Below are 15,104 nucleotides of genomic sequence, written 5' to 3'. Positions count from 1 at the left end.
AGCCGGACAAACGAGAGAAAATATCTTTATTTCTGCGCCCGTGAGGGGTGTTGTGTTATCCCGCCGATGCTCTAAGATTTACACGATTTTACCAATCCTGTGTGAGTTCGGGGCTTATATGAAAAAAAGATGGGTTTCTGCTGTTGCACTTTGTTTACTGACTGCCTGTGCTGTTTCTCCAACCGGGCGTAAACAATTGTTGTTAATGGGAAATAATGATATTTCGCAAATGGGGCTATCTTCCTTTCAGCAGATAAAACAAAAAGAAAAAGTCTCGATGGATCCGCGCCAGAATCAATATGTGCAGTGTGTCGCGCAAGCAGTCACCCGGGTGATTCCGGCACAGTTTGCAGCTAATAATCCGGGGCAGTGGGAAGTGGTCGTCTTCGATTCTGATGATGTGAACGCCTTTGCCTTGCCCGGCGGCCGTATCGGGGTTTATACCGGCCTGCTGAAAGTAGCGAAAAACCAGGATCAACTGGCCGCGGTTATCAGCCATGAAGTATCCCATGTGCTGGCGCAGCACTCCAACGAACGCCTGTCACAAAGTCAGGTGGCGAATATCGGAATGGCAGCAGCCGATCAGGTTCTGCAAAATACAACTACCCGGGCACCGGCAATGGCCGCATTAGGGCTGGGGGTTCAGTACGGGGTATTGATGCCATACAGCCGGGCGCATGAAACCGAGGCCGATGTGCTGGGCATGCAACTGATGGCGATGGCTGGATTTAATCCGCAGGAGTCGGTCAATCTCTGGTACAGCATGGCGGCGAATGGCAAAGGGAATCAGCCGCTCGAGATATTATCGACTCACCCGTCTGATCAGACCCGTATCAAACAGTTGAATGCCATACTCCCTCAGGTCCAGCCGGTATATGAACAGGCAAAAGCCGGTGGAGTTCGTCCGCAATGTGCCGGATAGGGTTCTGAAAAGGTTGCATGTCTGTTAACATGCGCGCTTTGAATTAATCGCGGAGTGGTTATGTCTAAATTTGAAACAACCGGACAGCAAGCTTGCTACGGTATTGGCCGTCAGATCGGTCAGCAATTGTCAGAACAGTCATTTGAAGGTTTTGAATTATCTGCTGTCTTCCAGGGCATTGAAGATGCAATCAACAATGCACCATTTGCTGTTTCTCATGAACAGATTGGCGAAGCATTCCGCATTCTGAATGAAACAATGGCGGCTGAAGAAGCCAAACGCGCTGAAACCATGAAAGCGGCAGGTGCTGAATTCCTGGTTGAAAACGCAAAACGCCCTGAAGTGAAAGTGACCGAGTCTGGTCTGCAATACGAAGTGCTGGTGGCAGGTTCAGGCAAACAGCCTGCGGCTTCCGACAAGGTTCGTGTTCACTACCACGGTACTTTCACCGATGGCCAGGTGTTCGACAGCTCTGTTCAGCGTGGCCAGCCAGCTGAATTCCCGGTTGGCGGCGTGATCGCTGGCTGGGTTGAAGCACTGCAGCTGATGTCAGAAGGCGCGAAGTGGAAACTCTTCATTCCGCACAATCTGGCCTACGGTGAGCGTGGCGCTGGTTCAATTCCACCGTTCTCAACGCTGGTTTTTGAAGTAGAATTACTGAACGTATTGGCGTAAGCCGGAAAAAGGCCAGTCATCTGGCCTTTTTTGTATCTGAAAAACCGTATCTGCTGACAAGAACCAGCAGAGCAGAAATAGAATGAGGAACAAGATGACCGCTCCGATCCGTATTGCATTGATGGGCTGTCAGGGCCGTATGGGCAAGGCCTTGCTGGAAGCGATTCGCGCCAACGATCAGGTGGCACTGGGTGCTGCGTTAGAACGTCCGGGTTCGACCGTGATTGGTCTGGATGTGGGTGATCTGAATGGCCTGGGTGCCATGAATGTAATGGTTGCTGACGATCTGGAAAAGGTAAAGGACGAGTTTGATGTCATCATTGATTTTACCCGTCCGGAAGTGACACTGAAGAACCTGGCGTTTGCTGTTGCCAACAACAAACGAATTGTTATCGGTACGACAGGTTTTGATGATGCCGGTAAAGCCGCGATCAATGAAGCCGCGAAGAAAATCGGTATCGTCTTCGCGTCTAACTTCAGTGTGGGTGTGAACCTGGTCTTCAAGCTGCTAGAACAGGCCGCGAAAGTGATGGGTGACTACACCGACATCGAAATCATCGAAGGTCATCACCGTCATAAAGTCGATGCGCCGTCAGGTACCGCACTCAGCATGGGTGAAGTGGTTGCCAAAACCCTGGGCCGTGATCTGAAACAATGTGCTGTGTATGGCCGTGAAGGGATTACCGGTGAACGCGATCGCAACACCATCGGTTTCGCGACCATTCGCGCCGGTGATCTGGTGGGTGAACATACCGTGATGTTTGCCGATATTGGTGAACGTGTGGAGATCACGCACAAAGCTTCCAGTCGCTTGACGTTCGCGAACGGCGCCGTCCGTGCCGCTAACTGGCTTAAAGATCAATCTTCTGGTCTTTTTGATATGCAAGATGTGTTAAATCTAAAATAAAACCGCCATCGGCGGTTTTATTTTATCTGTTGCCTGATTTTTCCATATCAAGAAAGGCCTTGATTTTAGGCCTTCACCTTCTATTTTTGTGTGTTTATACGCATTTGGCTTCATTTTTTTGTCTAATTGCCTTTTTTATAAGGCTGATTTTTAGATAAAACCCTGGTTTTGCTATTTATTGATATTTTATGCTTATCTCATGCATGATTTTTCATTTTGATTTTTCCTGATGTTGGCTTCTTAACTTATTTCATGTAGAATGCCGTCAATTTGCCTGGGGTTAGTTTGTAAAACGGCGTTTTTAGCTAAACAAAAGACTTCAGGCAATAAAATCACCCCTTCAGTGCGCAGGAAACAGACTGCTGGGGGTACAAGCATAAATTTAATGACTTGGAGGTCGTCTTGACTCATTCTGCCCTGTTAGTGTTGGAAGATGGGACGGTATTTAAGGGTGTGTCTATTGGTGCTGAAGGCTGTTCAGTCGGGGAAGTTGTTTTTAACACTTCGATGACGGGATACCAGGAAATTCTCACCGATCCTTCTTATTGCCGCCAAATAGTAACACTGACTTATCCCCATATTGGTAACACCGGTACCAATTCCGAAGACGAAGAATCTCCCAATATTCATGCTCAAGGCCTCATCATTCGTGATCTGCCATTAGTTGCTTCCAACTTCCGTAATCAGGCTACGCTGTCTGACTATCTGAAAAAGCATAATGTGGTTGGTATAGCTGAAATTGATACCCGTAAGCTGACCCGTATTCTGCGTGAGAAAGGTGCTCAGGCGGGCTGCATCATGACTGGCAGCAACCTGGATGAAGCGAAAGCACTGGCGGAAGCCAAAGCCTTCCCGGGCCTGAAAGGCATGGATCTGGCCAAAGTAGTGAGCTGCACCGAAGCTTACGAATGGACCGAAGGTTCATGGAAACTGGGTGAAGGCCATACCAAGCCTGCTGAATATCCGTTCCATGTTGTGGCTTACGATTTCGGTGTGAAGCGCAACATTCTGCGTATGCTGGTGGATCGTGGCTGCCGCGTGACCGTTGTTCCGGCGCAAACCCCGGCTGAAACCGTATTTGCCATGAATCCGGACGGTGTGTTCCTGTCCAACGGCCCTGGTGATCCGGAGCCTTGTGATTACGCTATCAGCGCGATCAAATCTTTCCTGGAAACCGAACTGCCGGTATTTGGTATCTGTTTAGGCCACCAACTGCTGGCGCTGGCGTCTGGCGCGAAAACCATCAAAATGAAATTCGGTCACCACGGTGGTAACCACCCGGTTAAAGATCTGGATCGTAATGTGGTGATGATCACCAGCCAGAACCACGGTTTTGCCGCTGATGATACCGACATGCCAGCTAACCTGCGTGCGACACACAAATCACTGTTCGACGGTTCTCTGCAGGGCATTCATCGTACCGACAAGCCAGCGTTCAGCTTCCAGGGACACCCTGAAGCGAGCCCGGGCCCGCACGATGCAGCTCCGCTGTTCGACCATTTCATCGATTTGATCAAACAATACCGCGCATAACAGGAATAGGTAAGAGACATGCCAAAACGTACGGACTTAAAAAGTATTCTGATCCTGGGCGCAGGCCCAATCGTGATCGGTCAGGCTTGTGAATTCGACTATTCCGGTGCACAAGCTTGTAAAGCGCTGCGTGAAGAGGGTTACCGCGTTATTCTGGTAAACTCCAACCCGGCTACCATCATGACTGACCCGGAAATGGCTGATGCAACCTACATCGAGCCAATCACCTGGGAAGTCGTGCGTAAAATTATCGAAAAAGAGCGTCCGGATGCAGTGCTGCCTACCATGGGCGGTCAGACTGCACTGAACTGTGCGCTGGATCTGGAGCGTCACGGTGTTCTGGCCGAATTCGGCGTGGAAATGATCGGTGCGACTGCGGATGCCATCGACAAAGCAGAAGATCGTCACCGTTTCGACCTGGCGATGCGTTCTATCGGTCTGGAGTGTCCACGTGCCGGTATCGCGCACAACATGGAAGAAGCATGGGACGTTCAGAAGAAAGTCGGTTTCCCATGTATCATCCGTCCTTCTTTCACCATGGGTGGTTCAGGCGGCGGTATCGCTTACAACCCGGAAGAATTCGTTGAGATCTGTGAGCGCGGTCTGGATCTGTCGCCAACCAAAGAGCTGCTGATCGACGAATCCCTGATCGGCTGGAAAGAGTATGAGATGGAAGTGGTGCGTGATCGTAACGATAACTGCATCATCGTTTGTTCTATCGAAAACTTTGACCCGATGGGCGTACACACCGGTGACTCCATCACTGTTGCTCCGGCTCAGACACTGACTGATAAAGAATATCAGCTGATGCGTAACGCCTCGATGGCGGTACTGCGTGAAATCGGTGTTGAGACTGGTGGTTCTAACGTACAGTTCGGTATCAACCCGGATGATGGCCGTATGGTCATCATCGAGATGAACCCGCGTGTATCCCGTTCTTCCGCACTGGCTTCCAAAGCGACCGGTTTCCCGATTGCGAAAGTGGCAGCCAAACTGGCGATCGGCTACACCCTGGATGAGCTGATGAACGACATCACTGGCGGTAAAACCCCAGCGTCTTTCGAACCATCTATCGACTACGTGGTAACTAAAGTACCTCGTTTCAACTTCGAGAAATTTGCTGGTGCCAACGATCGTCTGACTACTCAGATGAAATCGGTGGGTGAGGTCATGGCGATTGGTCGTACCTTCCAGGAATCTCTGCAGAAGGCGATGCGTGGTCTGGAAATCGGCAGAACCGGTTTTGACCCGGTGATCGACGAAAATGCGGATGATGTGAAAGCCACTATCCGTCATGAACTGCAGAATCCGGGTGCGGATCGTCTGTGGTATGTGGCTGATGCTTTCCGCTCAGGCATGTCACTGCAAGATATTTTCAACGATACCAAAATCGACCCATGGTTCCTGATCCAGATCGAAGATCTGCTGAATCTGGAAAAAGAAGTGGCAGCGAAAGGTCTGTCAGGCATTGATGCCGACTTCATGCGTAAGCTGAAACGTAAAGGTTTCGCGGATGCTCGTCTGGCAAAACTGCTGAACGTGAAAGAAGCCGAAGTGCGTGCACTGCGTTATCAGTACAACGTGCTGCCGGTTTACAAACGTGTTGATACCTGTGCGGCGGAATTCGCGACCAACACTGCGTACATGTACTCTACCTATGAGGAAGAGTGTGAAGCAGCGCCGACCAATAAAGACAAGATCATTGTTCTGGGCGGTGGTCCGAACCGTATCGGTCAGGGTATCGAATTCGATTACTGCTGCGTACACGCGGCACTGGCGCTGCGCGAAGACGGTTACGAAACCATCATGGTTAACTGTAACCCGGAAACCGTGTCTACCGACTACGATACATCCGATCGTCTGTACTTCGAACCGGTAACACTGGAAGACGTGCTGGAAATCGTGCGCGTTGAACAGCCGAAAGGCGTGATCGTGCAGTACGGTGGTCAGACTCCGCTGAAATTGTCCCGTGCACTGGAAGCGGCCGGCGTACCAATCATCGGTACCAGCCCGGATGCGATTGACCGTGCCGAAGACCGTGAACGCTTCCAGCAGGCGGTTGAGCGTCTGGGTCTGAAACAGCCTCAGAACGCGACGGTAACTGCACTGGAACAAGCGGTAGAGAAAGCCAAAGAGATCGGTTATCCGCTGGTAGTTCGCCCATCTTATGTACTGGGTGGCCGCGCGATGGAAATCGTTTCTGACGAAATCGACCTGCGTCGTTACTTCAATGAAGCAGTCAGTGTTTCTAACGAATCTCCGGTTCTGCTGGATCACTTCCTGGATGACGCAACCGAGCTGGACGTTGATGCGATCTGTGACGGTGACATCGTGGTGATCGGTGGTGTCATGGAACACATCGAACAGTGCGGTATCCACTCCGGTGACTCAGGCTGTTCATTGCCTCCTTACTCACTGAAGGCTGACGTACTGGCTGAGATCCGCGAGCAGGTTCGCAAGCTGGCGATGGAACTGAAAGTTATCGGTCTGATGAACGTTCAGTTCGCGGTGAAAGACGGTGTGGTTTACCTGATTGAAGTGAACCCGCGTGCAGCGCGTACTGTTCCGTTCGTATCGAAAGCGACCGGCGCACCACTGGCGAAAATCGCGGCACGTGTCATGGCGGGTCAGTCTCTGACTCAGCAAGGTTTCACCACGGAAATCATTCCTCCATACTTCTCAGTGAAAGAAGTAGTGCTGCCGTTCAACAAGTTCCCGGGCGTTGACCCGCTGCTTGGCCCTGAAATGCGCTCTACCGGTGAAGTTATGGGCGTCGGTGCAACCTTCGCGGAAGCGTATGCCAAAGCACAGCTGGGTACCGGTAAAGGTATTCCGAAATCAGGCCGTGCGCTGCTGTCTGTTCGCCCTGGCGACAAAGCACGTGTGACTGAACTGGCGGCTCAGCTGATCAAGGCTGGCTTCGAGCTGGATGCCACCTCCGGTACTTCTGATGCGCTGACTGCAGCAGGTATTGCGAACCGTAAGGTGAACAAGGTGTCTGAAGGTCGTCCGCACATTCTGGATCGTATCAAGAATGGCGAATACACCTTCATCGTGAATACCGTAGAAGGCCGTGTAGCGATTGCTGACTCTAAGCAACTGCGTCGTGGCGCGCTGCAGCATAAAGTGGCTTATACCACTACGCTGAACGCCGGTTTCGCATCCTGCCTGGGTATGGAAATCGATGAAACCGCCAGCGTCAGTTCAGTTCAGGAACTGCACCAACGTGTACAGGACAGCCTGAAGTAATTCAGTGTTCCTGAGTAGTTAAGAAATGACAGAGGCCCGCATTATGCGGGCTTTTTTTTATCTACCCCTGTATTACTGGATATAGGGTTAAGCTATTTTCTGTTGTTCAAATTCATCCGGACTTCTGTAATCCAGATAACTGTGTAAACGCTGTGGATTGTAATCAACCGCAATATATTCGAATACCGTTTCTCTCATCTGAACTCGGGTTTCACATCTTTCACCATGAATGGCTTCTACCTTCAGACTATGAAAAAAGTTTTCTGTTCGGTTGCAGTTTTGGTCATGATCCGCCTCTGTGAGTTATTTTCTCGTTTAATGAGGTGTTCAGTAATGCAGGGTCAGAGCGAAAGTAACGACAAGAATGTGGCATAATTAACCAAATAGCTCTAAATTGTCATATATGGGTAACACTCAAACTTTAGTATTAATATATACAGAACTATTTGGCTCAAACGGTTTTTAAATAAAAGCTATTTTAATTATAAGTCAATAATCAAGGTAAAGTGCTTTCTGATTATTAAATAATAAGTTATTCATGAAATGTTACACATTCCGCTATATTTGCTCGACCCATACGTATTTTATTGGAAACTGCATCAACATTTTCATAACCAAAAGATATTCCAAATAACAATTTATAATTATCCGGAATAGAAAGGTAGTCGCGTACAGTCTGGGCAAAAAAACCTAAAATTGTTTGCGGGATACCCGCATAACCATGAGCTGTTAAGGACAATAAAAAGTTCTGTGCATACATACCCACATCACTTGCGACACGTACATTGTCACCTACAGTTGGCATAAACATAAATGCTACATGAGGCGCACCGAAAAACTCTAAATTGCGCAAAAATCCTTTCGTTCTTCGCTCTTCATCATATCGGGAAATACCCAGAGCTTCGTAGTATGCCTTCCCTTGTTCAAATCGTCTTTCTGCATAAACTCCATGGAACTCATTTACATCAAATGAAAAATCCAAAGTTAATTCATCTTTGCGATATTTGTCGATTAGTATCTCTGAAAGCTTCTGTTTCTTTTCCCCTGAAACAATATGTACAACCCAAGGCTGGGTATTACAATTAGATGGTGCATGTTGTGCATCATGCAACACGGTTTCAATTTGCTTCTTAGAAAGTGGATCAGACAAAAAATCTCGAGGTGAATGTCGAGACTTCACTAACGCAGAAAATGATTGATGTTTATTATTCACACAATTCCCTCATGACATACTAAATTGAAATAATTAAATGATGAGAGGAGTGTACAACTATATAGAATTTAATAATTATGATTGTTTATACATGTGCTGTATTAAAAACTGAAACAATCGTTTAGTGGCTAATGGAACAATTACAAATAAAATATTATAAAGGCGGCCAAAGCCGCCTGAGTTAACTGATAATTATCAGAATATGAACGTTGGTATTACCGTTGCTATTTTTTGTTCTATTTGTGGAACAAAATTATTTTTCGATTGGAGTGTACTCTACAGGGATCCATGAATACCCATCCTTCTCTGCACGAATGTGGCCAATCCCAGGGAATGGCAAATGCGCACCTGCAACCCAGATTTTACGCTTCGCAATCTCAGCTAAAGCTTTAACTCGGCTTGCACGAGCAGCTTTTGGATCTACATCGAATTCAGCAGCAATAGAAGGATCTACTAACTGGAATGCATGGTTGTGCAATAAATCACCCCAGACAAACATTGTTTGGTCTTTCGAGCTGAACTCAAAACCTCCGTGACCAGGTGTATGTCCCGGTGTTTCAACTGTTTTAACTCCAGGGATAACTTCTTCGCCTGAACTATAGTAGTTCACACGATTTTCAGCAGCATATGGAGCTACAGCATCACGTGTCCATTGCGCATATTTTTGTACATGTTTTGGCATATCTGTAATAGCCGTGTCGAACCAAAAGGCTTTCTCTTGTTCAGCGATATAAACTGTTGCATTCGGATAAATCGCTTTACCATTCCGCGTGACACCACTGAAATGATCGAAATGTAAATGAGTAGGTAAGATAATATCAACTTGTTCAGGGCTATAGCCTGATTTACGCAAGCTCTCTTCTACCTTGCCAACTTTATCATTGAATACATCGCCAGAGCCTGCATCCATTAATATCAGGTGTTTACCTGTATTGATTAGATATGCACTTACAGCCGTATTTACAGCACCACTTTTTGTTCTCGGTCTGAATTCATCATCAAGCAACTTATTCAATTCACCAGCACTTAATTTTGTAAATGGTTGATAAACTTGAGAACCAATTTCTAAATAACCATCATAGAGTGCAGTAACCTCAAAATCACCCAGCATAAAACGGTAGTATCCATCGACTTGGTTTAGTTTTTGAGCAACAACATTTTCAGCCGGATTATAAACTGCATTCTTATTTCCTTCTGCATACACATATGCGCTAGTTGCCAATGTTGCCGATACAATCGCGGCTAAAGTTAATAATTTCATTCTCATCTCCAGGTAATGATTTGTCATTTTTTGTTATGCAAATTCGCATTAATATATTTATCGCCATAGAAACATATGCATTATTAATTAATTTTTAAATTAAAATAATCCAAAATGATGCTTCCATGTAAAGCCATAATTAATAAGACCGTCTGCACCTCCAATGCAAAATATAAAACTATAGTTAAGTTAAAAAATGAACTGTAATTGATGTTTTTAATGATATAGAGTAAATGTCTACCAATAAATATTGTTAAAAGAACAAGTTTGTTATTAATCTGATTATCAATAACAAAACATTGGCAGTGGAGCGATAAGTCACCAGGGCTAAACCTGACTAAAACGTAACGACAGATAATAGATTTCATAAAATCACTATCAATTCTACGGAACAATTCAATCTCAATATAAATATATTTCAATGTTATTTAGTCATTGTTACATACATAACTAACAATCTGTTTGTATCCATCAAATTTATTGATTGATTTTTTTATGTAGAATTCATTACAACTTAGTACATAAACAATCAAACAGGATTAGAAAATGAAAAAATCACTAATGGTAAAATCAGCATTAATCATTCTGGCGCTTAGTTCTATCAACATTGCACATGCACGCCAAGGTGACGGCAATGGCAATGGTGGACTCATGAAGGAAATGATGTCTAAAAAATATCAAGTATCTAGTATTCATGACCCTGTAAAACAAAAAAATCTCTCAAAAATAAAATTCCAGGGGCAGCACATTCAGGGCGGTTTGATGAAAGAGATGTATCTTGCAAAACATCCACAAAAAGTGATCACCGATCTACACAAACAGGAACAACTCAGCGCTATAAAAATTATAGGTGGTCACATAGATGGTGGGCTAATGAAAGAAATGCAGGACGAGTTGGCAGCGAAAAACCATTCATAATGAATAAATTAAAAGGCAGCTTCTTCACGATGCTGCCTTTTAATTTATAAAAAATAAAATAATCCATCCCAGACCACATTCCATAAATATTCAGTGCACGTCCAATGTGAACACCTGAAATGAAACCAGTTAGGATATTTTAATCACGACCTTACCGAAAGCACCTTTAGTGAGATGATTATAGGCATCTTCTACTTGATCAAATGAATAAATTTTATCAATTACAGGATGAATTTTATTCACCATTAAGAACTTATTCATTTCTTCATAAGCTAACCGAGGTGCTACTGCAAACCCTCTTATCGTTAGCTGGCGTAAAATAATTGGCATTAGATGCAATTGGGAAACCTGTCCATCTAAAAAACCGATTTGAGCTATTTTACCACCTACCTTTGTCGCCATTGCAGTCTGATTTATACCATCCCCGCCAGCTAATTCGATGGTTAGATCTACACCTTTTCCCTCGGTTAACTCTAGTGCAATTTCTTCCCAAGCGGGGTTGAGACGATAATTAATACCCATTGAAGCACCAAATTTGATTGCTTTTCGAATATTTTGATCATTGCTTGAAGTTACAATCACTTTTGCACCTAGTGCAGATGCAAACTGAACAGCAAACATAGCAACACCACCAGTCCCCTGAACAAGAACAGTGTCATTCGATTTGATATTACCAAAATCCGAAAGAGCGTACCAAGCTGTCAACGCTGCAACAGGTAATGTAGATGCTTCTTCATCTGTTAAATAATCTGGGACTGCAACTGCTGCTGATTCATGAATAATCATATATTCAGCAAGACCGCCTGGTAACGGCATACCAAAACAATAATCTAATTCATTATGTTTAGGGCTCCCATCAATCCAATTCGAATAAAGATGCGTCGTGACTCGGTCACCAATTTTGAATTTCGACCCTCCATCACCCACAGCCACCACAACTCCTGCAGCATCGCTTACAGGAATTAAATTTTTGGGGATTCGGTGGGGCTCGTAAAAACCATCAATGATTGCTTTATCTCTAAAATTAAATGATGCTGCGCCCACTTTAATTAATAATTCACCATTTTTTGGAGATGGCTTTTCAACACATTCCAATTTCAAGTTCTTAATGCCAAAATCATGCAGAATCCATGCTTTCATATATACACCCATGATAACTATGCTTAACTTGTTAAGTTATCAGAAATAGAGTTTGGTAAAATACATGTGGATAAACTACACTTGTATCAGAATGCATAACAATAGAACTGATTATTTTGCTAACATTGATTTTTTAAAAATATGCATATCAAAAAATATGCAAAGTATGACTCAATCAGATATAAAGAGACTGACCATATGGAGTTTATACAAACCGTAAGAGTATTTGCAAAATTAGCAGAGCTCGGGAGTTTCACCAAAACAGCTGAAGCACTGCAGTTGGGACGTCCTCAAGTGAGTATAGTTATTCAAGAGTTAGAGACATCTCTCGGGGTTAGACTATTTCACAGGACAACTCGCAATGTGAGATTGTCAGCTGAAGGTGAACTCTTTTATGAAAAAGCACGAGATATCTTAGCGCGAATCGCGGAAGCAACCTCGATGTTTGGACGTCCAGGCTCGACTCTGCATGGGCGATTGAGAATTGATATACCGAGTGCATTTGCTCAACCTATCTTTATCGAACGTTTAAAAGAATTTAATGCTAAGTATCCAGAATTAGAGCTCGTAATTGGTGTAACCGATCGTACAGTTGATCTCATTGCTGAAGGCGTTGACTGCGTATTACGCATTGGAGAACTACCAAATTCAAGCATGGTCGCCAGAAAAATCGGCTCAGTGATCATGGTTACCGTAGCCTCCCCAAAATATATCAACGAGTACGGTACACCATCGCAGATCTCTGAATTAAAAAACCACAAGTGTATTAATTTTCTATCTGGGGCAAATAATCGTCCACTGGCATGGAGCTTCAGACAAGATGAAGAAGAGATATCTCTATCCGTGGATAGCTCTGTCAGCACTAACGAATCCAACTCTTATGTGAATTGTGCAGCGGCCGGATTTGGGCTCATCCAGGCATTAGGCTTGTCTGTTGAGCCAATGCTTAATAGTGGTCGCTTAGTTGAAGTTTTATCCTCATTCAGGCCGACACCAAAGCAAGTATCCATTCTTTATCCAAGTAGAACTTATCTTGCACCTCAGGTACATGCGTTTGTTGATTGGCTGAAGTCTGAATTTCCACACATCAGCCCCAACTGGGTGAAATGATGGTTGAATGAGTCTCAATTATTCGCAACTTCCTTAGGTGTATTATTTTTTCTTTAATAATTATAAATTTTTTATAGTTCGTTTGTTTGTTCGAAAATAAATAACAGCCCCAACAACAAAATGAAATTATGTTTCGCATTTGTTATAAAAAACATAACAAAGTTTTATGAAATCAAGTATCAATCATTGTTATGATATTTAGTAAGATTAAATTTAACAAATCTCATTTAAATTAACTAATAATGAACATTAAACCCGGTTATGAAAATATATTCAAGAAAGGGAAATTGACTTTTGGCTTTATTATGCCATTAGAAAGCTACCCAGATTCAGCTTTCCCATCAATGGAAAATCATTCCAATCTTGCGATAAAAGCAGATCAATGTGGTTTTTCGGCATTATGGCTTCGGGATATTCCATTCTATGACCCGTCGTTTGGTGATGTAGGGCAGATCTTTGATCCTATGGTTTACCTTGGATATCTCGTAGCGCAGACTAAAAAAATTACTCTGGGCACCGCAGGTATCATTCTGCCACTCAAAGAGCCGCTTGTTATTGCTAAACAAGCCGCCTCACTGGACCATTTAAGTCAAGGGCGGTTTATTTTAGGGCTATCAACAGGAGATCGACCTATTGAGTACCCTGCATTTGGTCAAGATTTTGAACTTCGGGCTGAGCGTTTTCGCGAAGCGATCCAGATCATAAAAACTGTTACAAGTATTTCTTACCCCCAGCTGTCAACACATCATTATGGTAGATTGAGTGGCGATTTAGATCTGGTTCCAAAACCAATAGCGTCACAGATACCACTGATCATTGTTGGCAGAGCCCAACAAGATTTAAGTTGGATTGCTGATAATAGTGATGGTTGGATCTGGCACAGAGGTAGTTTCGAACATCTACAGAACACGATCAAAGTTTGGCGTGAGTCGTTCAACGAATCTATTTTTAAGCCATATGGTTATGGTACTTTTTTCGATTTAGATAAAGATCCTGATGCACCGGTACGAATGATGTGGAGTGGATTCAGTGCTGGTCGAAATTCGTTGATTCGCTTATGGAAGGAGCAAGAATCTCTTGGTGTGAATCATGTTGCCTTGAATCTGAAGATGCTCTCGAGACCCGCAACAGAAGTGATGGATGAACTGGCTGAATACGTTTTACCTCATTTCTCTATTTAAAAACTAATCTCAATTGAGTAATTGTCGGTGCAGTTCGTCCCCATTCAAAAAAGAAAGGCAAGTAGATACACCTAATTGCCTTTCTACACAACTCTAACCAAGCATCACAAATACCATCCCCAATATGGTTACAACCATTCCCAAAACCGTCTGCAGTGTTATTGTTTCACCGAATAATATCCAGGCTTCAATCGCTGTCACAACTGGTACTAAATAGAAATATGTCGCAACTTTTGTTGATTCACCTACCTGGATCATATAAACCAAAAGCAAAATTGCAGCGACAGATACACCCACCACCAACCACAATAAACCTGCGACAAATGAGAATGACCATGACACAGAGCCAGGTTCAGTAAAATAACTAATCGCACCCATGATCACCGTGAGTGATACATATTGAAAGAATGTCGATGCTAAAATGTGGCCATCTGGTTTTATCTTTTTCTGATATAACGAACCTATCGTTACGCCAATTAATGCAATGATTGATGATAACAATGGAATAAGGGCTAAATGGAAAGAATGCTTTCCTGGAGATAAAACTAAAAAAACGCCAATAAATCCAATAACTATTCCAAGCCATTTCATCAGTCGCATCGATTGCTTATGAACTGTTGCCAATATAACAGCAGTCAATATTGGCTGTAAGCCGGTAATAAGTGCTACTAACGAAGAAGGCATTCCTTTGTGTATAGCAAAAAAACAACCGCCCAAAAATACGACATGCATGAAAAAACCAACTTTAAGTTGGGCTATCATGCCATTTAGAGAAGGAAACTGAACTTTTGATACGAGTACAATAGCAAGAAAAACAATACAAGAGAGCAGACCTCTCAAAAAAAGCAAGGTGAATGGTGGGGAATACTGAATAGTGTATTTTGCAGCGATGAAGCCAGTACTCCATAAAAATACAAAAAGCATCGGCACAAAAAATGCCAAGTTAAGTTTATTTTTTCCGAAAACCATATTAAAACAACCTTATTATAAAAAAC

General features: G+C 44.0%; 12 protein-coding genes and 1 pseudogene. 8 read left to right on the top strand and 5 right to left on the bottom strand.

All coding sequences use genetic code 11. From position 1 onward, the window contains the following. The first annotated feature begins 118 nt into the window (after positions 1 to 118). The 5 genes from HNR75_RS10645 to carB all read left to right on the top strand — a co-directional run bounded on the left by HNR75_RS10645 (position 119) and on the right by carB (position 7,286). Entirely contained in the window at positions 119 to 922 is an 804-nt protein-coding gene (locus HNR75_RS10645; protein WP_188026955.1) for a M48 family metallopeptidase, read from the top strand. A gap of 60 nt (positions 923 to 982) precedes the next feature. Then, on the top strand, positions 983 to 1,597 hold the full coding sequence (gene bamJ, locus HNR75_RS10640; RefSeq protein ID WP_188026954.1) for a BamJ family beta-barrel-assembly machinery protein: 615 nt from the start codon (positions 983 to 985) through the stop codon (positions 1,595 to 1,597). Between the two features lie 94 nt (positions 1,598 to 1,691). Beyond that, complete coding sequence (gene dapB / locus HNR75_RS10635) at positions 1,692 to 2,504, top strand: 4-hydroxy-tetrahydrodipicolinate reductase (protein WP_188026953.1); 813 nt, start codon at positions 1,692 to 1,694, stop codon at positions 2,502 to 2,504. A gap of 402 nt (positions 2,505 to 2,906) precedes the next feature. Next, positions 2,907 to 4,037, top strand: a complete 1,131-nt coding sequence (carA, locus tag HNR75_RS10630) for a glutamine-hydrolyzing carbamoyl-phosphate synthase small subunit (RefSeq protein ID WP_188026952.1) — start codon at positions 2,907 to 2,909, stop codon at positions 4,035 to 4,037. Positions 4,038 to 4,055: 18 nt separating this feature from the next. Continuing rightward, entirely contained in the window at positions 4,056 to 7,286 is a 3,231-nt protein-coding gene (gene carB, locus HNR75_RS10625) for a carbamoyl-phosphate synthase large subunit (RefSeq protein ID WP_188026951.1), read from the top strand. 87 nt (positions 7,287 to 7,373) lie between these two features. Here carB and HNR75_RS10620 read toward each other — a convergent pair. From HNR75_RS10620 to HNR75_RS10610, 3 genes and pseudogenes are all read right to left on the bottom strand, one after another. After that, positions 7,374 to 7,550 (bottom strand): annotated as a pseudogene (locus HNR75_RS10620) (IS3 family transposase); the annotation flags it as partial. Between the two features lie 268 nt (positions 7,551 to 7,818). Then, positions 7,819 to 8,499, bottom strand: coding sequence for a nitroreductase family protein (locus HNR75_RS10615; RefSeq protein WP_188026950.1), 681 nt, complete (start codon positions 8,497 to 8,499; stop codon positions 7,819 to 7,821). A gap of 253 nt (positions 8,500 to 8,752) precedes the next feature. After that, entirely contained in the window at positions 8,753 to 9,760 is a 1,008-nt protein-coding gene (locus HNR75_RS10610; protein WP_223157877.1) for an MBL fold metallo-hydrolase, read from the bottom strand. Positions 9,761 to 10,306: 546 nt separating this feature from the next. Between HNR75_RS10610 and HNR75_RS10605 the strand changes: the two genes are divergently transcribed. Then, a complete protein-coding gene (locus HNR75_RS10605) occupies positions 10,307 to 10,678 on the top strand; it encodes a hypothetical protein (RefSeq protein ID WP_188026948.1) in 372 nt (123 codons plus the stop codon). A gap of 129 nt (positions 10,679 to 10,807) precedes the next feature. Here HNR75_RS10605 and HNR75_RS10600 read toward each other — a convergent pair whose 3' ends face one another. Continuing rightward, on the bottom strand, positions 10,808 to 11,818 hold the full coding sequence (locus HNR75_RS10600; RefSeq protein ID WP_188026947.1) for a zinc-dependent alcohol dehydrogenase family protein: 1,011 nt from the start codon (positions 11,816 to 11,818) through the stop codon (positions 10,808 to 10,810). 198 nt (positions 11,819 to 12,016) lie between these two features. Here HNR75_RS10600 and HNR75_RS10595 point away from each other — a divergent pair, with 198 nt between their 5' ends. Beyond that, the gene (locus HNR75_RS10595; protein ID WP_188026946.1) at positions 12,017 to 12,928 is read left to right on the top strand and encodes a LysR family transcriptional regulator; all 912 of its coding nucleotides are present in this window, start codon (positions 12,017 to 12,019) and stop codon (positions 12,926 to 12,928) included. A gap of 242 nt (positions 12,929 to 13,170) precedes the next feature. Continuing rightward, positions 13,171 to 14,109: an LLM class oxidoreductase gene (locus HNR75_RS10590; protein ID WP_188026945.1), complete on the top strand. Its 939-nt coding sequence runs from the start codon at positions 13,171 to 13,173 to the stop codon at positions 14,107 to 14,109. A 93-nt stretch (positions 14,110 to 14,202) separates the two neighbouring features. Here HNR75_RS10590 and HNR75_RS10585 read toward each other — a convergent pair whose 3' ends face one another. Beyond that, positions 14,203 to 15,078: a DMT family transporter gene (locus HNR75_RS10585; RefSeq protein ID WP_188026944.1), complete on the bottom strand. Its 876-nt coding sequence runs from the start codon at positions 15,076 to 15,078 to the stop codon at positions 14,203 to 14,205. Between the last annotated feature and the right edge of the window lie 26 nt (positions 15,079 to 15,104).

Origin of the sequence: Tolumonas osonensis (genome assembly GCF_014202415.1) — a bacterium.
Lineage (GTDB): Bacteria > Pseudomonadota > Gammaproteobacteria > Enterobacterales > Aeromonadaceae > Tolumonas > Tolumonas osonensis.
Note: the sequence above shows the minus strand (reverse complement) of the source record. Positions and strands in the feature narration are given on the sequence as shown.